Genomic DNA, 15,236 nt, shown 5'->3' with positions numbered 1-15,236 from the left:
AGCCTTACTTTACGCAGCTTCAGTTACACATTGTCTTTATGCGCCAATATGCGGCGGCTGCCGCCCAATTCGGCGGGGGAAACGATGCCGGCGGTTTCCAGCGCTTCCATTAGGTTGGCGGCGCGGTTGTAGCCGATGCGCAAATGGCGTTGCAGCGATGAAATCGAGGTTTTGCGGGTGTCGAGCACAAAGGCCACGGCTTGGTCGAACATTTCGTCGCTGTCGGCATTGGGGCTCACCAGATTGCCGGTTTCCAGTGCCGCTTCGCCGGAGAGCAGGCCGTCGATGTATTGCGGCGGCGCTTGGCGTTTGATGTAGGCCACAATGCGGTGTACTTCTTCGTCTGCCACAAAGGCGCCGTGCAGGCGGGTGGGCTCGGCGTGGCCGGGCGGCAGAAACAGCATATCGCCTTTGCCCAGCAGGCTTTCGGCACCCATTTGATCCAAAATGGTGCGACTGTCGATTTTGCTCGACACTTGAAACGACAAGCGGGTGGGGATATTGGCCTTAATCAGCCCGGTAATCACATCCACGCTGGGGCGCTGGGTGGCCAAAATCAGATGGATGCCGGCCGCACGCGCTTTTTGCGCCAGCCGTGCAATTTGCTGCTCCACTTTTTTGCCTTCCACCATCATCAAATCGGCCAATTCATCAATCACCACCACGATAAACGGCAGTTTTTCCAGCGGCTCGGGTTGGTCGGGATTGAGGCTGAAGGGGTTGACCAGAGGCTTGCCGTCTTGTTTGGCGGCCAGCACTTTGTCGTTAAAACCGCCGATGTTGCGCACGCCCACATGCGCCAGCAGGCGGTAGCGTTTTTCCATTTCCGCTACACACCAATTCAGCGCCTGCGCGGCTTCTTTCATGTCGGTAACCACCGGCGCGAGCAGATGGGGAATGCCCTCATACACCGACAATTCCAGCATTTTCGGGTCCACCATAATAAAGCGCACTTCGTCGGGCTGGGCGCGGTAAAGCAGCGACACAATCATGCCGTTCACGCCCACCGATTTGCCCGAGCCGGTGGTACCCGCCACCAATAAATGCGGCATTTTGGCCAAATCGGCCACCACCGGCGCCCCGGCAATGTCTTTGCCCAGCGCCACGGTGAGGGTGGAGGCGGCTTGTTGGAATACTTGCGCATTGAGGATTTCGGCCAACATCACGTTTTGGCGCGTGTCGTTGGGCAGCTCGATGCCCATGCTGGACTTGCCGGCAATGGTTTCCACTACGCGCACGCTTTGCAAAGACAAAGAACGCGCCAAATCCTTGCTCAGGTTCACAATCTGGCTGCCTTTAACCCCTTGCGCCGGCTCGATTTCGTAGCGGGTAATCACCGGCCCCGCGGTGGCGCTGGTGACTTCCACCGCCACGCCGAATTCTTTTAATTTGGCCTCAATACGCTCGGCGGTAAGCTGCAACTGCTCCGGGTTGACTTCGGCGGTGGTGGTGGGCGGGGTGGACAGCAAAGCCAATTCGGGCAGGCGGATTAAGCCCGGCTCAGCGGCGTTGTCGCCCGTGGGTGTTGCATCGGTATCGGCATTGGCATCGAATAAATCGCGTTGCACCGCCGGCTCGGCTTGGGTGCGCACCGGCACCGCTTTGCGGTTGCTGCTGCTGCCCGCCACCGGCTCTACCTCGGCGGCGGTGATGGCGCGCGCCTGTTTTACCATGCGGCGGCTGGCTTTGGCTTGCGGCAGCTCGCGGATGTAGCGGTGCGGTTTGCGGATCAATTTAAACCACAGCCATTCCACTTGCGCCCCGGCTTTTTCAATCAAGGTGAGCCACGACACTTGCAGCAACAGCGACACGCCCAGCACCATCAGCACCAAAATCAGCAATAGGCTGCCTGAAAGCCCCAAAATATGGCTGATGCCGCTGGCCAATAGTTGGCCGATTAAGCCGCCTGCGCCCACCGGCAGGCTGTGGTTGAGCTGTTGCGGCCACAGCAGGGCTTCCAGCAGCGGGCTACACAGCAACAACAGTGCCAGCCCGGCGGCAGCCCAGCCCAAATGGTAGGGTTTGTTGTCGGCGTCTTCGGCGCGGGTGCGCGGGCGGAAGCTGTGATAAAGCCACACGGCCGCGGCGGCCAGCCACCACCACACGGAGAGGCCGAAAATATAGTAGCCGATGTCGGCCAGATAAGCGCCGAATACGCCGCCCAAATTGTGCGGTGCGCGCTCATGCTCGATGCTGCGCGACCACGCCGGGTCGTCCATGGTGAAGCTGGCCAGCGTGAGCGCTACATAGGCGGAGAGCATCAAGGCCAGCAGCCAAAAGCCGTCGTTGATTAAATTCATCAAATGCGGGGCGCGGCGCTGGTCGTTTTTTACCACCCCGCGCGGTTTTCTCGGCGGCGTGGCAGCGGTTTTTTTCTTCGGTTCGGCCATGGTGTGTTTCGGGGGTTACTTTCTTTGTGTTTGTTTATTTACTGAAATTACGCAGCCTTTATCAGCAAGTGCGTATTTTCAGTTATCCATTGTCGTTTTCCGGCGTCTCGGCGGCGTTTACCGCCAGCCATTGGCCGCCGGTAAGCTGTGCCAAATGCGCCGGGCTGATGCCGAATACCGCAAACGGTGATCCGGCCGCCGCCCACACGGTGCTAAAGCGGCGCAAGGCGGTGTCGAGGAATACCGGCAGCGGCTGCGCATGCGCCACCGGCGGCACGCCGCCAATGGCAAAGCCGGTGTGGCGCTTGATGTCGCGGCCACGTGCTAATTGCAAAGGCATGTTCAATTGTGCCGAAACATGGTCCACATCCACGCGGTGGCCGCCGGAAGCCACAATCAGCACCAAGGCGCCGCTGTCGCGGTTTTCAAATATCAGCGAGCTGGCGATTTCGGCAGCGCTGCAACCCAGCACATCGGCGGCCATTTGCGCGGTGCGGGTGCTGTCGGCCAGCGGTTTGAATTGGCAAGGTACGCCGCTTTGTTGCAAGAAGGCATGCACTTTTTGCACGCTGTCGGACAGGGTGGTGGCGGCCAAGTTCGTGGGCGTTGTCATGGTGTACTCGGTTTGGGGTGCGTGGGTTTCTGTGGTGGGGTTTTAGGCTGCCTGAAAACGATGATTGCCATGGCCGAGCCGGATTTGGCCATCCATTCTTCAAGCCCAATAGCCTGCGCCCAATATCCGTGCGCCGTGCGCGCCGGTGGCGTGGTGTACGGCCACCGGGGTGCGGTGGTGCCAGCAGGCGGCGAGCCAGGCGAAGGCGGCAGCTTCCACTTGCTGCGGCGGCAGTTGCAAGGCGGCGGTGGTGTGCAGGCGGGTTTCGCGTTTGGCCAGTAAGTCGGCCAGTTGCTGCATCAGTAAGGCGTTGGCGGTGCCGCCGCCGCAGGCGTAAACATCGCTGGCATCCGCTGCGGCCGCTGCAATGGCATCGGCCACGCTGTAGGCGGTGAGGGCCAGCAAGGTGCGCAATACATCGGCGGGAGTTTCATCGCCGTTTAAATAATCGTGCAGCCAGGCCAAAGAAAACAAATCGCGGCCGGTGCTTTTGGGATAAGGCTGCCTGAAATAATCGTGCGCCAATAGCTGTTGCAGCAAATCGGGCAATACTTGGCCTTGGGCGGCCAAGCGGCCATCGGCGTCGTAGGGCTGTTGCCAGTGTTGTTGCACCCAGGCGTCCATCAACATATTGGCGGGGCCGGTGTCAAAACCAAAGGCGGCACCTGTGCGCGGCAATACGCTGATGTTGGCAATGCCGCCCAAATTCAGCACCACGCGGCTGTGTTGCGGATGGGCGAACACGGCCTGATGGAAGGCGGGGGTGAGCGGAGCGCCTTGGCCGCCGGCGGCCAAATCGCGGCTGCGAAAATCGCCCACGGTGGTGATGCCGCTTAATTCGGCCAATAAGGCGTAGTCCATCAATTGCAGGCTATAGCCGTGTTGCGGTGCATGGCGGATGGTTTGGCCGTGGCAGCCGATGGCGCCAATCTGCGCTGCATCGGTGTGTGCCTGCGCCAATACCGCGGCCACGGCTTGGGCGTTGAGCTTGGCCAGTTGTTGCGCCAACAGGGCGCTGCGGTGCAGTTCGTCGGTGTGGCTGTCTTGCAGTGCCAGCAATTCGGCTTTTAGGCTGCCTGAATAAGGCACAAACGCATGCGCCCGCGCGCCTTGCCATTGGCTGCCGTGAAATGCCGCCAACACGGCGTCGACGCCGTCCATGCTGGTGCCGGACATCAGGCCGATAAACAAGGTGTTTGCCATGATAATGTGCGGTTTAAGCGGGGTTGAACACGGCGCACACCGGTGCGTGGTCGCTGGGGCGCTCTTGGCCGCGGGCGATGGTGTCCACGCTCACGCTGTGCAGCCGCGCCAGCAGCGGGGCGCTCACCAAAATATGGTCGATGCGCAGCCCCAGCTTGCGGCGGAACATATTCATGCGGTAGTCCCACCAGGTGTAGCTGGGCGACTCTGCATCCAGATGGCGCAGGCTGTCGGTAAGCCCCAAATCCAGCAATTGGCCGAACCATTGCCGCTCCGGCGTGGAGCAGAGGATTTTTTCATGCCATTTTTCGGGGTCGTAGACGTCTAAATCCGCCGGGGCGATGTTGAAGTCACCCAACAGCACGGTTTGCGGATGTTTGGCCACCACGCCGTGCATATAATCGCGCAAGGCGGCAAACCAGCGTTGTTTGTAGGCGTATTTGTCGCTGCCCACCGCTTCGCCGTTAACACAATACACATTCACAATGCGTATGCCGCTGATGCTGGCGGCAATCACGCGTTTTTGCTCGTCGGCAAAATCGGGCATATCGCAAACCACATCGGTGATGGCGTGCTGGCTTAAAATGGCCACGCCGTTATAGGTTTTTTGGCCGTTCCACGCCGCTTGGTAGCCGGCCGCTTCAATTTCTGCGTGCGGAAATTTGTCTTGGTCCAGCTTTAATTCCTGCAACACCAATACATCGGGCTGGTGCTGTGCCAGCCAGTCGAGCACGTGCGGCAGGCGCACATTAAGCGAGTTTACATTCCAAGTGGCGATTTTCATGGGCGGGTGTTGGGGGCTAAAAGGGCGTATTGTACTGCTTATAGCAAAGAAACTAAATAATCCTACTTCGTTGACTCGCCTTAGCTCGAAGAGAACGATTTTGTAAGGTGCTAAGGCACCAACAAAAATCTGTTCCGTACTAGGTGTACTGTCTGCGGCTCAGCTCAAAGAGAGCGATTTACTAGGGTGCTGAAGCACCGAGTAAATCAGCTCCGCCTTGTATGATTTATTTATTTTCTCTGCTATTCGGTTGATGCGGTTAAACCCGGCGGGCGGATTTACCATGTCAACCAAACAAAAAACGCACCGTGTGGTGCGTTTTTGCCGTTTTTAAAGCTTTCAGGCAGCCTGAACATCAAAATACCGCGCGCAGTCCCAAAAACACCAATACCGACAACACCGCTGCCGAGGGCAGGGTAACCACCCAAGCCAGGCCAATGGGCTTCATCAGCGCCCAGTTGGCGTTGCGGTTTACCAAGCCGATGCCCAATACCGAGCCCACCAGAATATGCGTGCTCGACACCGGCAAGCCCATCAGCGAGGCCAGCATCACCACGCTGGCGGCGGAAAGCTCGGCGGTAAAGCCGGAAGCGGGGTGCATTTCGGCCAGGTTGGTGCCCACGGTTTGAATCACTTCTTTGCCGATAAACCACAAGCCGGTAATCAAGGCAATGCCAAACGTAATCATCACCACTGGCGGAATTGGCGCGCTGGTGCCGATTTCGCCGGTGCGGATTACATCCATAATCGCCGCAAAGGGGCCGATGGCGTTGGCAATGTCGTTGGCACCGTGGCTGAAGGCGAAACCGGCAGCGGTAAACACCTGCATCCAGCTGAACATCAAAAAGGTGGATTTGGCCAAATCTTTACGCTTCAGGGTTTTGGCATAGATGAAAGTGGCCATCCAAATCAGTGCGCCAATCATGCCGATAATCAAAAAATTATGCAGCGTGCTTAAGCCCAAGTGCAGGTTTTGCAGCCCTTTGAACAGCAGCATTGCCGCTATCATCATCCCGCCCACCGAGGAAATCAGCGGCACCCATTGGTGCAGCGCTTTGTAGGTGTCGATTTCGCTTTTGCGGGTTTCGATTTCGCGCAAGCCTTTGTAATAATCCGATTCCAAATCCATGTCTTCGCTGGCGTCGGCATCGGCGTAAATCTGGGCGTCGCGCGCCATGGCGGAGGCGGCGTCGATTTTCTGTGCCTCGCTCATGGTGTCGAACGACAATTTGTGGCGCTCTTTATGCGCTTTTTTCTCTTGTTTAAGCTCTTTCAGGCGTGTTTCAATGCGCTGGTTGTAGTCGAGCACGTGTTTTTTGATTTGGCTGAACAGCACATAGGCCATCAGCCCGCCCAATACCGGCGACAACACCCACGACACGGCGATTTCGCCGATTTTGTTCCATTTCACCAAAGCCATGCCGGTATCGGCGCCGCCAATCAAGAAGCCCAAGCACACCGAGCTGCCCACAATGCCGCCGATAATGGCGTGGGTGGTCGACACCGGCCAGCCTTTTTTGGTGGCAAACAGCAGCCACAGCGCGGCGGCCAGCAAGGCCGACATCATCACAAACACAAACTGCATCGGCTCAATGTGCAGCGCGTCCATGTCCACAATGCCTTGGCGGATGGTTCTGGTGACTTCGCCGCCGGCAATCACCGCGCCGGATACTTCAAACACCGCCGCCACCGCCAGCGCCTGCGGAATGGTGAGTGTGCCTGCGCCCACGCTGGTGCCAAAGGAGTTGGCCACATCGTTGCCGCCGATGTTAAACGCCATAAACACGCCAAATAGCGTGGCCAGCACAAACAGGGTGGGGTGGTTACCGTTGGTGTAGCCCATGCCCCAAAAAATAAAATAAGCCACCATGCCAATCAATAAGGCAGCAAAAGCATAATTAACGCGGGTAAGGCTGGTGGCGGGTGTGGCGGCTGAAGCCATGATGGGTTCCTGTACGGGGTTTGCCTGATAAATTGAGTAGGCAGTGTAGAAGCGTTATTATAAAGTTGTTTACAGACTGGCGAGAAGAGTTAAACCATGAAAAATTTTTTACCGTTGCGCGCGCCGCTGCGTTTTTATGCGGTGGTGCCCAGTGCTGATTGGGTGGCGCGCATGGTGGATGCGGGTGCCGACACGGTGCAGTTGCGCAATAAAACCCTGTTCGGCTCTGCTTTGCGCCGCGAAATCGAGCGCAGCGTGGCGCTGGCGGCGGATACGCCGACCCAGTTATTTATTAACGACTACTGGTGGGAAGCGGCCGAATGCGGCGCTTACGGCGTGCATTTGGGGCAGGAAGATTTGGACAGCGCCGATTTGGTGCACTTGCACAGCGCCGGTGTGCGCCTAGGCGTGAGCACCCATTCGGTGGCCGAGCTGGATCGCGCGCTGGCGGTGGGCCCCAGCTATGTGGCTTGCGGGGCGGTGTTTGCCACCACCACCAAAACCATGCCCACTGCACCGCAAGGCTTGGATAATTTGCGCCGCTATGTGGCACAGGCGGGCGATACACCCACGGTGGCGATTGGCGGCATCAATTTAGACAATGCGCGTGCAGTGCTGGACACCGGCGTGTCGTCGCTGGCGGTGGTGCGCGCGGTGACCGAGGCGGAAGACCCGGCAGCCGTGGTAAAGGCGTTTCAGGCTTTGTGGCCATCTTGAAAAGCGGTGGCGCATTGTTTCAGGTAGCCTAAAAATATGTTGCCAAACGGGTATTTTTACGCGGCAGCGGATACAAAAAAGTGCAAAAAAGCGTTAAAATAAGCACCATAGATGAATCCCAAACCAACAAAGGCACAATCAAGAAAGGATTCGTATGACCGATCATCAAATCAAGCCCTTCGAAGAAGTTCAAGTAGACGAAAGCGCGGGCAAGCTGGATGTGTTCCAGAAAAATGTGCTCGACTACAAAGGGCCGCGTTCCAACGAAGATTCCTCAGTGGCGCCCCTGCCGGAAAGCTATCCTTACCGCAGCCGTATGCGCCGCGCCGTATACGAAAAAGAGAAAAAAACCCTGCAAATTGAGCTTTTAAAGGTGCAAAGCTGGGTGAAAGACAGCGGCCAGAAAATCGTGTCGTTGTTTGAAGGGCGCGACGCGGCAGGCAAGGGCGGCACCATCAAGCGCTATATGGAACACCTCAATCCGCGCGGTGCGCGCGTGGTGGCCTTGGAAAAGCCCACCGAAACCGAGCGCGGCCAATGGTATTTCCAGCGTTATATCGACCGCCTGCCCACCACCGGCGAAATGGTGTTTTTCGACCGCTCTTGGTACAACCGTGCCGGTGTTGAGCGGGTGATGGGCTTTTGCGAGCCGCACGAATACCTGCAATTTATGCGCCAAACCCCCGAGCTTGAGCGTATGCTGGTGAACAGCGGCATCCATTTGTTTAAATTTTGGTTTTCGGTGAGTCGCGAAGAGCAGTTGCGCCGCTTTATCTCCCGTCGCGACGACCCGCTCAAGCACTGGAAATTGTCGCCGGTGGATATTCAGTCGCTCGATCGTTGGGACGACTACACCGAAGCCAAAAATGCCATGTTCTTCCACACCCACACCGGTGATGCCCCGTGGACGATTATTAAGTCGGACGACAAAAAACGCGCCCGCCTAAACTGCATCCGCTACTTCTTGCACCAGCTTGACTACCCGGGCAAAGACCTCAAGGCCATCGGCCCCGTGGATGAATTGATTGTGCGCGTGCCGCAAACCCAGTTTAAAGACAACTTCGATTCGCTGGCCGATTGAGTACTGCTGCCACGAAATAGCCGTGTTAATCAAACCCCGCTTGCCCGGCAGCGGGGTTTTGGTTTTCAGGCAGCCTGTTAATTATATTGCCCTGCTTTAATATTGCTCACCATGCCCCATACCGACCCCCACGCCCATTTTGAAGATTTAGACAACCCGGCCACCCGGCAGTTTGCCGCCGCCGCCGATGCCGAAACCCAAGCGTATTTTGGCGTGCCGCCGTTTGCCGCCCTGCGCGACGATATTGCCGCCGTGTTGCAAGACGAGCAGCAAATTCCTTTCTGCCAAGAACACCGCGCGCGCATGTACCATTTCTACCAAAGCGCAGCGCACCCCAAAGGCGTGTACCGCGTGTGTAGCGCCGCCAGCTATCGCGCCGGGCTGCCTGAATGGGAAATTTTGTTTGCAGTGGCCGATTTTGATGCCGTGCTGGGCGACGATGTGTATCTGGAAGGCGTGTCGCATTGCGTATTGGCACCGCAGCGGGTGTTGCTCAATTTGAGTGCCGGCGGTGGCGACGCTGCGTATACATTGGAATTTGATTTAAACAGTGGCAGCGTGGTGGCCGACGGCTTTCATTTCCCACTGGGCAAAAACCACATTGCCTGGCGCGATGAGCACAGCGTGTGGGTGTGCCCAGCGTGGGACGAGCGCCAGCTCACCCGCAGCGGCTATCCGCGCCAAGTGTGGCTGTGGCAGCGCGGCGACACCGCCGCACAGGCGCAGCCAGTGTATGAAATGGCCGCCGAGGGCATGATGGTGAATGCTTGGCGTTATTTAGACGCCCAAGGCGCGCCGATTGATTTGATTGAAGCGGCGCACGATTTTTTCCGCAAACAATATTGGCAAGTGTTGGCCGATGGCAGCACCGTGCCATTAAGGCTGCCTGAAGATGCCGATATCGTCGGCTATTTGGGCGGCCAGCTATTGCTTCGCCTGCACAGCGATTGGCAGCGCGGCCAGCGCCGTTATGCGGCGGGCAGCTTATTGGCGTTGCCGCTGAGCAAAGGCAGCTTGGGCGCGGCTTTTGTGTTATTCGAGCCGGGTGAACAGCAAGCGCTCGACGGCGTGGAAACCAGCAAGCGTTTTGTGATTATCCAAGTGTTGGACCAAGTTTCAGGCAGCCTTAAGCTGTGGCGCTATACCGGCGGACAATGGCAAGCCGTGGTGGCACCGGCATTTCCGGGCGGTGCACTGGAAATCACCGACCAGCCTTGGGGCGGCGACGTGGTCTACATCGCCGCCAGCGGCTTCACCACCCCGCTCACGCTTTACGCGTTGGATTTACAGCAAATGGAATTGTCGGTGCTGCGCCGCCAGCCGCCGCAATTCGATGCCGCCGGTATCGAAATTCAGCGCTTTCAGGCAGCCTCGGCCGACGGCACCGCTGTGCCGTACTACCATGTGGGCAAGCCCGCCACGGCAAACACGCCCACGCTGGTATATGTGTACGGTGGCTTCGGCATGCCCGAATTGCCACATTATCTGGGCAATATCGGCCGCCATTGGCTGGCGCAAGGCTTTGCCTTTGTGCTGACCAATGTGCGCGGCGGCGGCGAATTCGGCCCTGCCTGGCACCGCGCCGCACAAGGCGTGCACAAACACCGCAGTGTCGACGACTTGCTGGCGGTGGTGGCCGATATCCACCGGCGCGGCCTGAGCGCGCCCGCCTATACGGCGATTCAAGGCGGCAGCAACGGCGGCTTGGTGGCGGCATCGGCGTTTTGCCGCCAGCCCGAACAGCTGGGTGCGCTGGTGTGCGAAGTACCGCTCACCGATATGCTGCGCTATCCGTATTTATCCGCCGGTGCCTCGTGGCTGGCCGAATACGGCGACCCCGAGCACGCCACCGAGCGCGAAGCCCTGCAAACCTTGTCGCCCTACCACAATCTGCACGCCACCCACCGCTATCCGCCCGCCCTCATCACCACCAATTTGGGCGACGACCGTGTGCATCCGGCACACGCACTCAAGTTTTATGCCCGCTTGCGTGATTTGGGTCAAGCGGCATGGCTGGCAGCACCACCGCAAGGCGGCCACAGCGGCGGCACTACTCAGCTGCAAACCGCGGCCGATTTGGCGCTGGTGTTGTGTTTTCTGTATCAAACCGTGGCCAAACACCGCCCGCTAGCCCTCAAGGCTACCTGAAAAAATCAGCATTATTCTGTGTGCCGGCATGTGGCGCTTGTGGCTTAAAAAGCGCCTGTGCTAAGATGCAAGACAGTGCAGTTTGCAGGCAGCCTGCCGTTGAGCCGTGAATAAAGCGGTATACAGTTGAAAGGTTTTAAAATAAACCCCAATAAAACAAAAGGCTGCCTGAAAATTTTTATTTAGATAGAAAACTCTATTTTTATTCGGTACAATAGCGCCCGAAAAATAGTGGGAATACACCCATTGCCGTAACCAGCATTTCGGCATGGCAAACCAGCTTAACCAACCCCTGCCCTAATCACGGGCAAACCAAGGAAACAAACAAATGGAAAACAACATCGAACAACGCGTGAAGAAAATTGTTGCAGAACAATTGGGCGTGAGCGAAGCCGAAGTGAAAAACGAATCTTCTTTCCAAGAAGATTTGGGCGCCGACTCGCTGGACACCGTTGAGCTGGTTATGGCTTTGGAAGAAGCCTTCGGTTGCGAAATTCCGGATGAAGAAGCCGAGAAAATCACCACCGTACAGCAAGCCATTGATTTTGTTAGCGCACATCTGAACTAATACCAAATTCCAAAAACACGATAATTTAAGGTGGATTAACCCCCTTAGCTTGTTTTTGGATTTGATATGACAAACGTTGTGTTTTTAAGCCTCTTGCGAAGAGGGTGTGCCAAAGCCGCCTGAATCGGCAGAGGCTTTTTATTGCGAGCGAGTTTATGAGCAAAAAAAGAGTGGTCATCACCGGCTTGGGCCAGGTATCGCCTGTGGGCAACGACATTGTCGGCGCCTGGCAAAACCTCACTGCCGGTGTCAGCGGCATTGGCACCATCACCCGTTTTGATGCTTCCGATTTGGCCTGCCAGATTGCCGGCGAAGTGAAAGATTTCGACATCGGCCAATACATCAGTGCCAAAGAAGCCCGGCGCATGGACGTGTTTATCCATTACGGCATTGCCGCCGCTTTTCAAGCGATTGCCGATGCCGGTTTAGACGACACCCCAAATTTGGACAAAACCCGCGTAGGCGTGAACATCGGCTCCGGCATCGGCGGGCTGCCCGCCATTGAGGCCACCGCCAAAACCGTGTTTGAGCAAGGCGTGCGCAAAATCAACCCGTTTTTTATTCCCAGCTCGCTGATTAACCTGATTGCCGGACACATCACCATCCTCAAAGGCTATCAAGGCCCCAGCTACGGCATGGTATCGGCCTGCACCACCGGTGCGCACAGCATTGGTGATGCCGCACGCATGATTGTGTACGGTGATGCCGACGTGATGGTGGCCGGTGGTGCCGAAGGCGCGGTTTGCACTTTGGGCATTGGTGGTTTTGCCGCCATGAAAGCGTTGTCCACCCGCAACGACGACCCGGCCACCGCATCACGCCCGTGGGACAAAGGCCGCGACGGCTTTGTGATGGGCGAAGGCGCCGGGGTGATGGTGTTGGAAGAATACGAACACGCCAAAAAACGCGGCGCGCGCATTTATGCCGAGCTGGTGGGTTTTGGCATGAGTTCGGATGCCTACCACATCACCGCGCCCAGTGCCGAAGGCCCCGCCGCAGCGGTGCAGCACGCACTCAAAGATGCCGGTTTGAACCCGCAAGACATTGATTATGTCAACGCCCACGGCACGTCCACACCCTTGGGTGATGTCAACGAAACCAATGCCCTGAAACTGGCCTTTGGCGAACATGCCTACAAATTGGTGGTGAATTCCACCAAATCGATGACCGGCCATTTGCTTGGCGGTGCGGGCGGCGTGGAAGCGGTGTACACCACCTTGGCGGTTTACCACCAAAAATCCCCACCCACCATCAATTTGGCCGAGCAAGACATTGAAGCCGGTTGCGATTTGGATTACTGCGCCAACGAAGCACGCGACCTCAATATCCGCGCCGCAATTTCCAATTCCTTCGGTTTTGGCGGCACCAATGGCACTTTGGTGATTAAGCGCTTTAGCGATTAAATAATCGCGCCATAGATAATTTATCTGTAAAGGCTGCCTGAAAACAAATTAACCGAAAAGGGTTAATCTGCTTTCAGGCAGCCTTTTTGCGGCTTGCCGCCGCGGGGGGAATCCATTAAAGTATGCCGTTGCGCAACCAAGAAAACGTTTATGAATATCTGTATCATGGGTGCCGGTGCTTGGGGTACGGCGCTGGCGATTCATTTCGCCCATCATGGCCACCCAGTGGCGCTATGGACACACAATGCCGACCATGCCGCCGTATTGGCGGCCGAGCGGTGCAACCGGCGCTATCTGCCCGATTTTGATTTTCCGCCCACTTTGGCGGTGCTGTCGCAGCTGCCCGCCGCGGCTGATTTGGTGATTGTGGCTACACCGGTGGCCGGTTTGCGCAGCAGTGCGGCTGCTTTGCAGGCGGCGGGGTTGGGGCTGGTGCCGGTGCTGGCGGCCTGCAAAGGCTTTGAGCAGGGCACGGGTTTGCTGCCGCAACAAGTGCTGGCCGATGTATTGACGGGCAACAACTGCATCGGTTTATTGTCCGGCCCCAGCTTTGCGCAAGAGCTGGCACAGCAGCTGCCTTGTGCCGTCACCTTGGCTTCGGCCAATCTGCCGTGGGTTAAAGCCTTGTCCGGTGCGCTCAATACACCAGTATTGCGCCTGTATGCCAATCAGGACGTGGTGGGCGTGGGGGTGGGCGGTGCGGTTAAAAACGTGATGGCGATTGCCACCGGCATTGCCGACGGCCTCAATTACGGCATGAATGCCCGCGCTGCCTTGATGACGCGCGGCTTGGCGGAAATTTCCCGTTTGAGCTTGGCATTGGGTGCCGAAGCCACTACCTTGATGGGTTTGGCGGGCATGGGCGATTTGATTCTCACCTGCACCGGCTCTTTGTCGCGCAACCGCCGCGTCGGCTTGATGTTGGCGGAAGGTAAAAATTTGCAACAAATTCTGCTTGAGCTTGGGCATGTGGCCGAAGGCGTGTATACCATTGATGAGGCGCAGCGCCAGGCGCAGCAGCTGGGGGTGGATATGCCGGTGGTGCAGGTTTTGCATGATTTGATTCACGGCAAAATTGATGTGGCCGCCGTGGCCGAAGTATTGATGGATCGTCGCCCTAAAGTAGAGTAAATATGAGTGTGTGTCGTGCCGGTTTTTCAGGCAGCCTGAAGCCAAGCCGGGCTGGCTGGTTTGGTTGCAATAATGGAGTGCATGTGAACAAAAAATTATGGTCTGTGGGCGTGGCTTGCGTGTTGGCCGCATGTGGCAACCAGGCGCAAAACCATGCCGTCAACAACAATGGCGACAGCAGCAGCGCACCAACAGCAGAAGCCACGGTCAACATTCTGTATTTACAGGGCGATAAGGATGAGACGGCACGCCAAGGCGTGGATTTGGCACTGGCCGAAGTGAATGAAAAGGCTTGGAAAATCCAAGGCCAAACCGTGCGTTTTGTGCTGCGCAATGTGGAAGGGCACAAAGAAGCCGCCTTATTGTCGGCGATTAAATCGCGTCAACCGGCAGCGGCACTGGGCGACATCGACCCGGCGCAAGCAGCGGTGTTGCAGCAGCAAAATTTGCCTGCCGTTAGCTTGCGTGCCGAGCCCACCGAGGCCGACGGCAAAACCGTATTCCACATCAATGCCACTGCCCGCCAACAAGGCAGCTTGATTGGCCAATATCTGGCGGTGCAGCAAGGCCTGGATAAAATCGCCGTGGTCAGCCACGGCCAGCAAACCGAATTAACCCAAGCTTTGCAAGACCGGGTGCAAACCGCCGGCGCTCGTGCCGACATGTATATTTTGGGTAAAACCAATCAGGCCGATGTGCGCCAGCTGGTGTTGCAGCTGAAAACCGCGCAGCCAAATTTGATTTTTTACAGTGGCGACGCCAAGTCGGCGGCCATGTTGGTGCGTAAATTACAGCAAAATAAAGTGCTGGTGCCGGTGATGATGACCCAAGAAGCACTGGGCAAAAGCTTTATTCAGCAAGCCGCATCCTATGCGCCGGGCAGCATGGCGGTGATGGCGGGCATGCCGCTGGCGCAGCTGGCCGGTGCGGATCGTTTTGGTGCCGCTTTTGCCCAGCGCTTCCATACTGAGCCGGATGAAGCGGCGGCTGCGGCCTACGATGGCACTTGGGCGCTGCTCACAGCAATGAAGCTGGCCGACAGCACTGCACCGCAAACCTATGCCAGCAAGCTCAAAACCTTAAATATGAGCGGTGGCTTGCTTAGCGGCGCACTTACATTTGATAATCAGGGCCAGCGCAATGAAGCGGTGCTCACTGTGTATCAGGTGGAAGAAGGTGGCTGGGTAGTGGCCGACAGCATTCGTGCCAACCCCAATCAAGCCCAAACCACCCCCTAGCTTTACTTAATCCAACGG

The 15,236-nt window shown here is 57.3% G+C and carries 12 protein-coding genes; 7 read left to right on the top strand and 5 right to left on the bottom strand.

Annotated features, from left to right (window positions below; genetic code table 11):
• Positions 1–23: 23 nt before the first annotated feature.
• The 5 genes from JQU52_RS00495 to JQU52_RS00475 form a co-directional block, all read right to left on the bottom strand.
• Positions 24–2,390: a DNA translocase FtsK gene (locus tag JQU52_RS00495; RefSeq protein WP_379060903.1), complete on the bottom strand. Its 2,367-nt coding sequence runs from the start codon at positions 2,388–2,390 to the stop codon at positions 24–26.
• Between the two features lie 82 nt (positions 2,391–2,472).
• Positions 2,473–3,003, bottom strand: coding sequence for a YbaK/EbsC family protein (locus JQU52_RS00490; protein WP_230339258.1), 531 nt, complete (start codon positions 3,001–3,003; stop codon positions 2,473–2,475).
• A 99-nt stretch (positions 3,004–3,102) separates the two neighbouring features.
• Entirely contained in the window at positions 3,103–4,206 is a 1,104-nt protein-coding gene (locus JQU52_RS00485) for an anhydro-N-acetylmuramic acid kinase (protein WP_230339257.1), read from the bottom strand.
• Positions 4,207–4,219: 13 nt separating this feature from the next.
• Positions 4,220–4,990 carry an exodeoxyribonuclease III gene (gene xth / locus JQU52_RS00480; protein WP_230339256.1) on the bottom strand — a complete coding sequence of 257 codons (771 nt, stop codon included), beginning with the start codon at positions 4,988–4,990 and terminating at the stop codon, positions 4,220–4,222.
• A gap of 355 nt (positions 4,991–5,345) precedes the next feature.
• Entirely contained in the window at positions 5,346–6,932 is a 1,587-nt protein-coding gene (locus JQU52_RS00475) for an inorganic phosphate transporter (RefSeq protein WP_230339255.1), read from the bottom strand.
• A 96-nt stretch (positions 6,933–7,028) separates the two neighbouring features.
• On the opposite strand from JQU52_RS00475, the gene thiE reads away from it, so the two are divergent.
• From thiE to JQU52_RS00440, 7 genes are all read left to right on the top strand, one after another.
• Positions 7,029–7,649, top strand: a complete 621-nt coding sequence (thiE, locus tag JQU52_RS00470; RefSeq protein WP_230339254.1) for a thiamine phosphate synthase — start codon at positions 7,029–7,031, stop codon at positions 7,647–7,649.
• Between the two features lie 154 nt (positions 7,650–7,803).
• Complete coding sequence (gene ppk2 / locus JQU52_RS00465) at positions 7,804–8,730, top strand: polyphosphate kinase 2 (protein ID WP_230339253.1); 927 nt, start codon at positions 7,804–7,806, stop codon at positions 8,728–8,730.
• 111 nt (positions 8,731–8,841) lie between these two features.
• Positions 8,842–10,878 carry a prolyl oligopeptidase family serine peptidase gene (locus tag JQU52_RS00460; protein ID WP_230339252.1) on the top strand — a complete coding sequence of 679 codons (2,037 nt, stop codon included), beginning with the start codon at positions 8,842–8,844 and terminating at the stop codon, positions 10,876–10,878.
• A gap of 328 nt (positions 10,879–11,206) precedes the next feature.
• Complete coding sequence (gene acpP, locus JQU52_RS00455; RefSeq protein ID WP_230339251.1) at positions 11,207–11,446, top strand: acyl carrier protein; 240 nt, start codon at positions 11,207–11,209, stop codon at positions 11,444–11,446.
• 155 nt (positions 11,447–11,601) lie between these two features.
• Positions 11,602–12,849, top strand: coding sequence for a beta-ketoacyl-ACP synthase II (gene fabF, locus JQU52_RS00450; protein WP_230339250.1), 1,248 nt, complete (start codon positions 11,602–11,604; stop codon positions 12,847–12,849).
• A gap of 150 nt (positions 12,850–12,999) precedes the next feature.
• Positions 13,000–13,980, top strand: a complete 981-nt coding sequence (locus JQU52_RS00445) for an NAD(P)H-dependent glycerol-3-phosphate dehydrogenase (RefSeq protein ID WP_230339249.1) — start codon at positions 13,000–13,002, stop codon at positions 13,978–13,980.
• Positions 13,981–14,063: 83 nt separating this feature from the next.
• Positions 14,064–15,218, top strand: coding sequence for an ABC transporter substrate-binding protein (locus tag JQU52_RS00440; RefSeq protein ID WP_230339248.1), 1,155 nt, complete (start codon positions 14,064–14,066; stop codon positions 15,216–15,218).
• The last annotated feature ends 18 nt before the right edge of the window (positions 15,219–15,236 follow it).

Source organism: Paralysiella testudinis (assembly GCF_016894345.1).
Taxonomy (GTDB): Bacteria; Pseudomonadota; Gammaproteobacteria; order Burkholderiales; family Neisseriaceae; genus Paralysiella; species Paralysiella testudinis.
The sequence above is the reverse complement of the archived record's forward strand: the minus strand, read 5'-3'. Positions and strand labels throughout refer to the sequence as shown.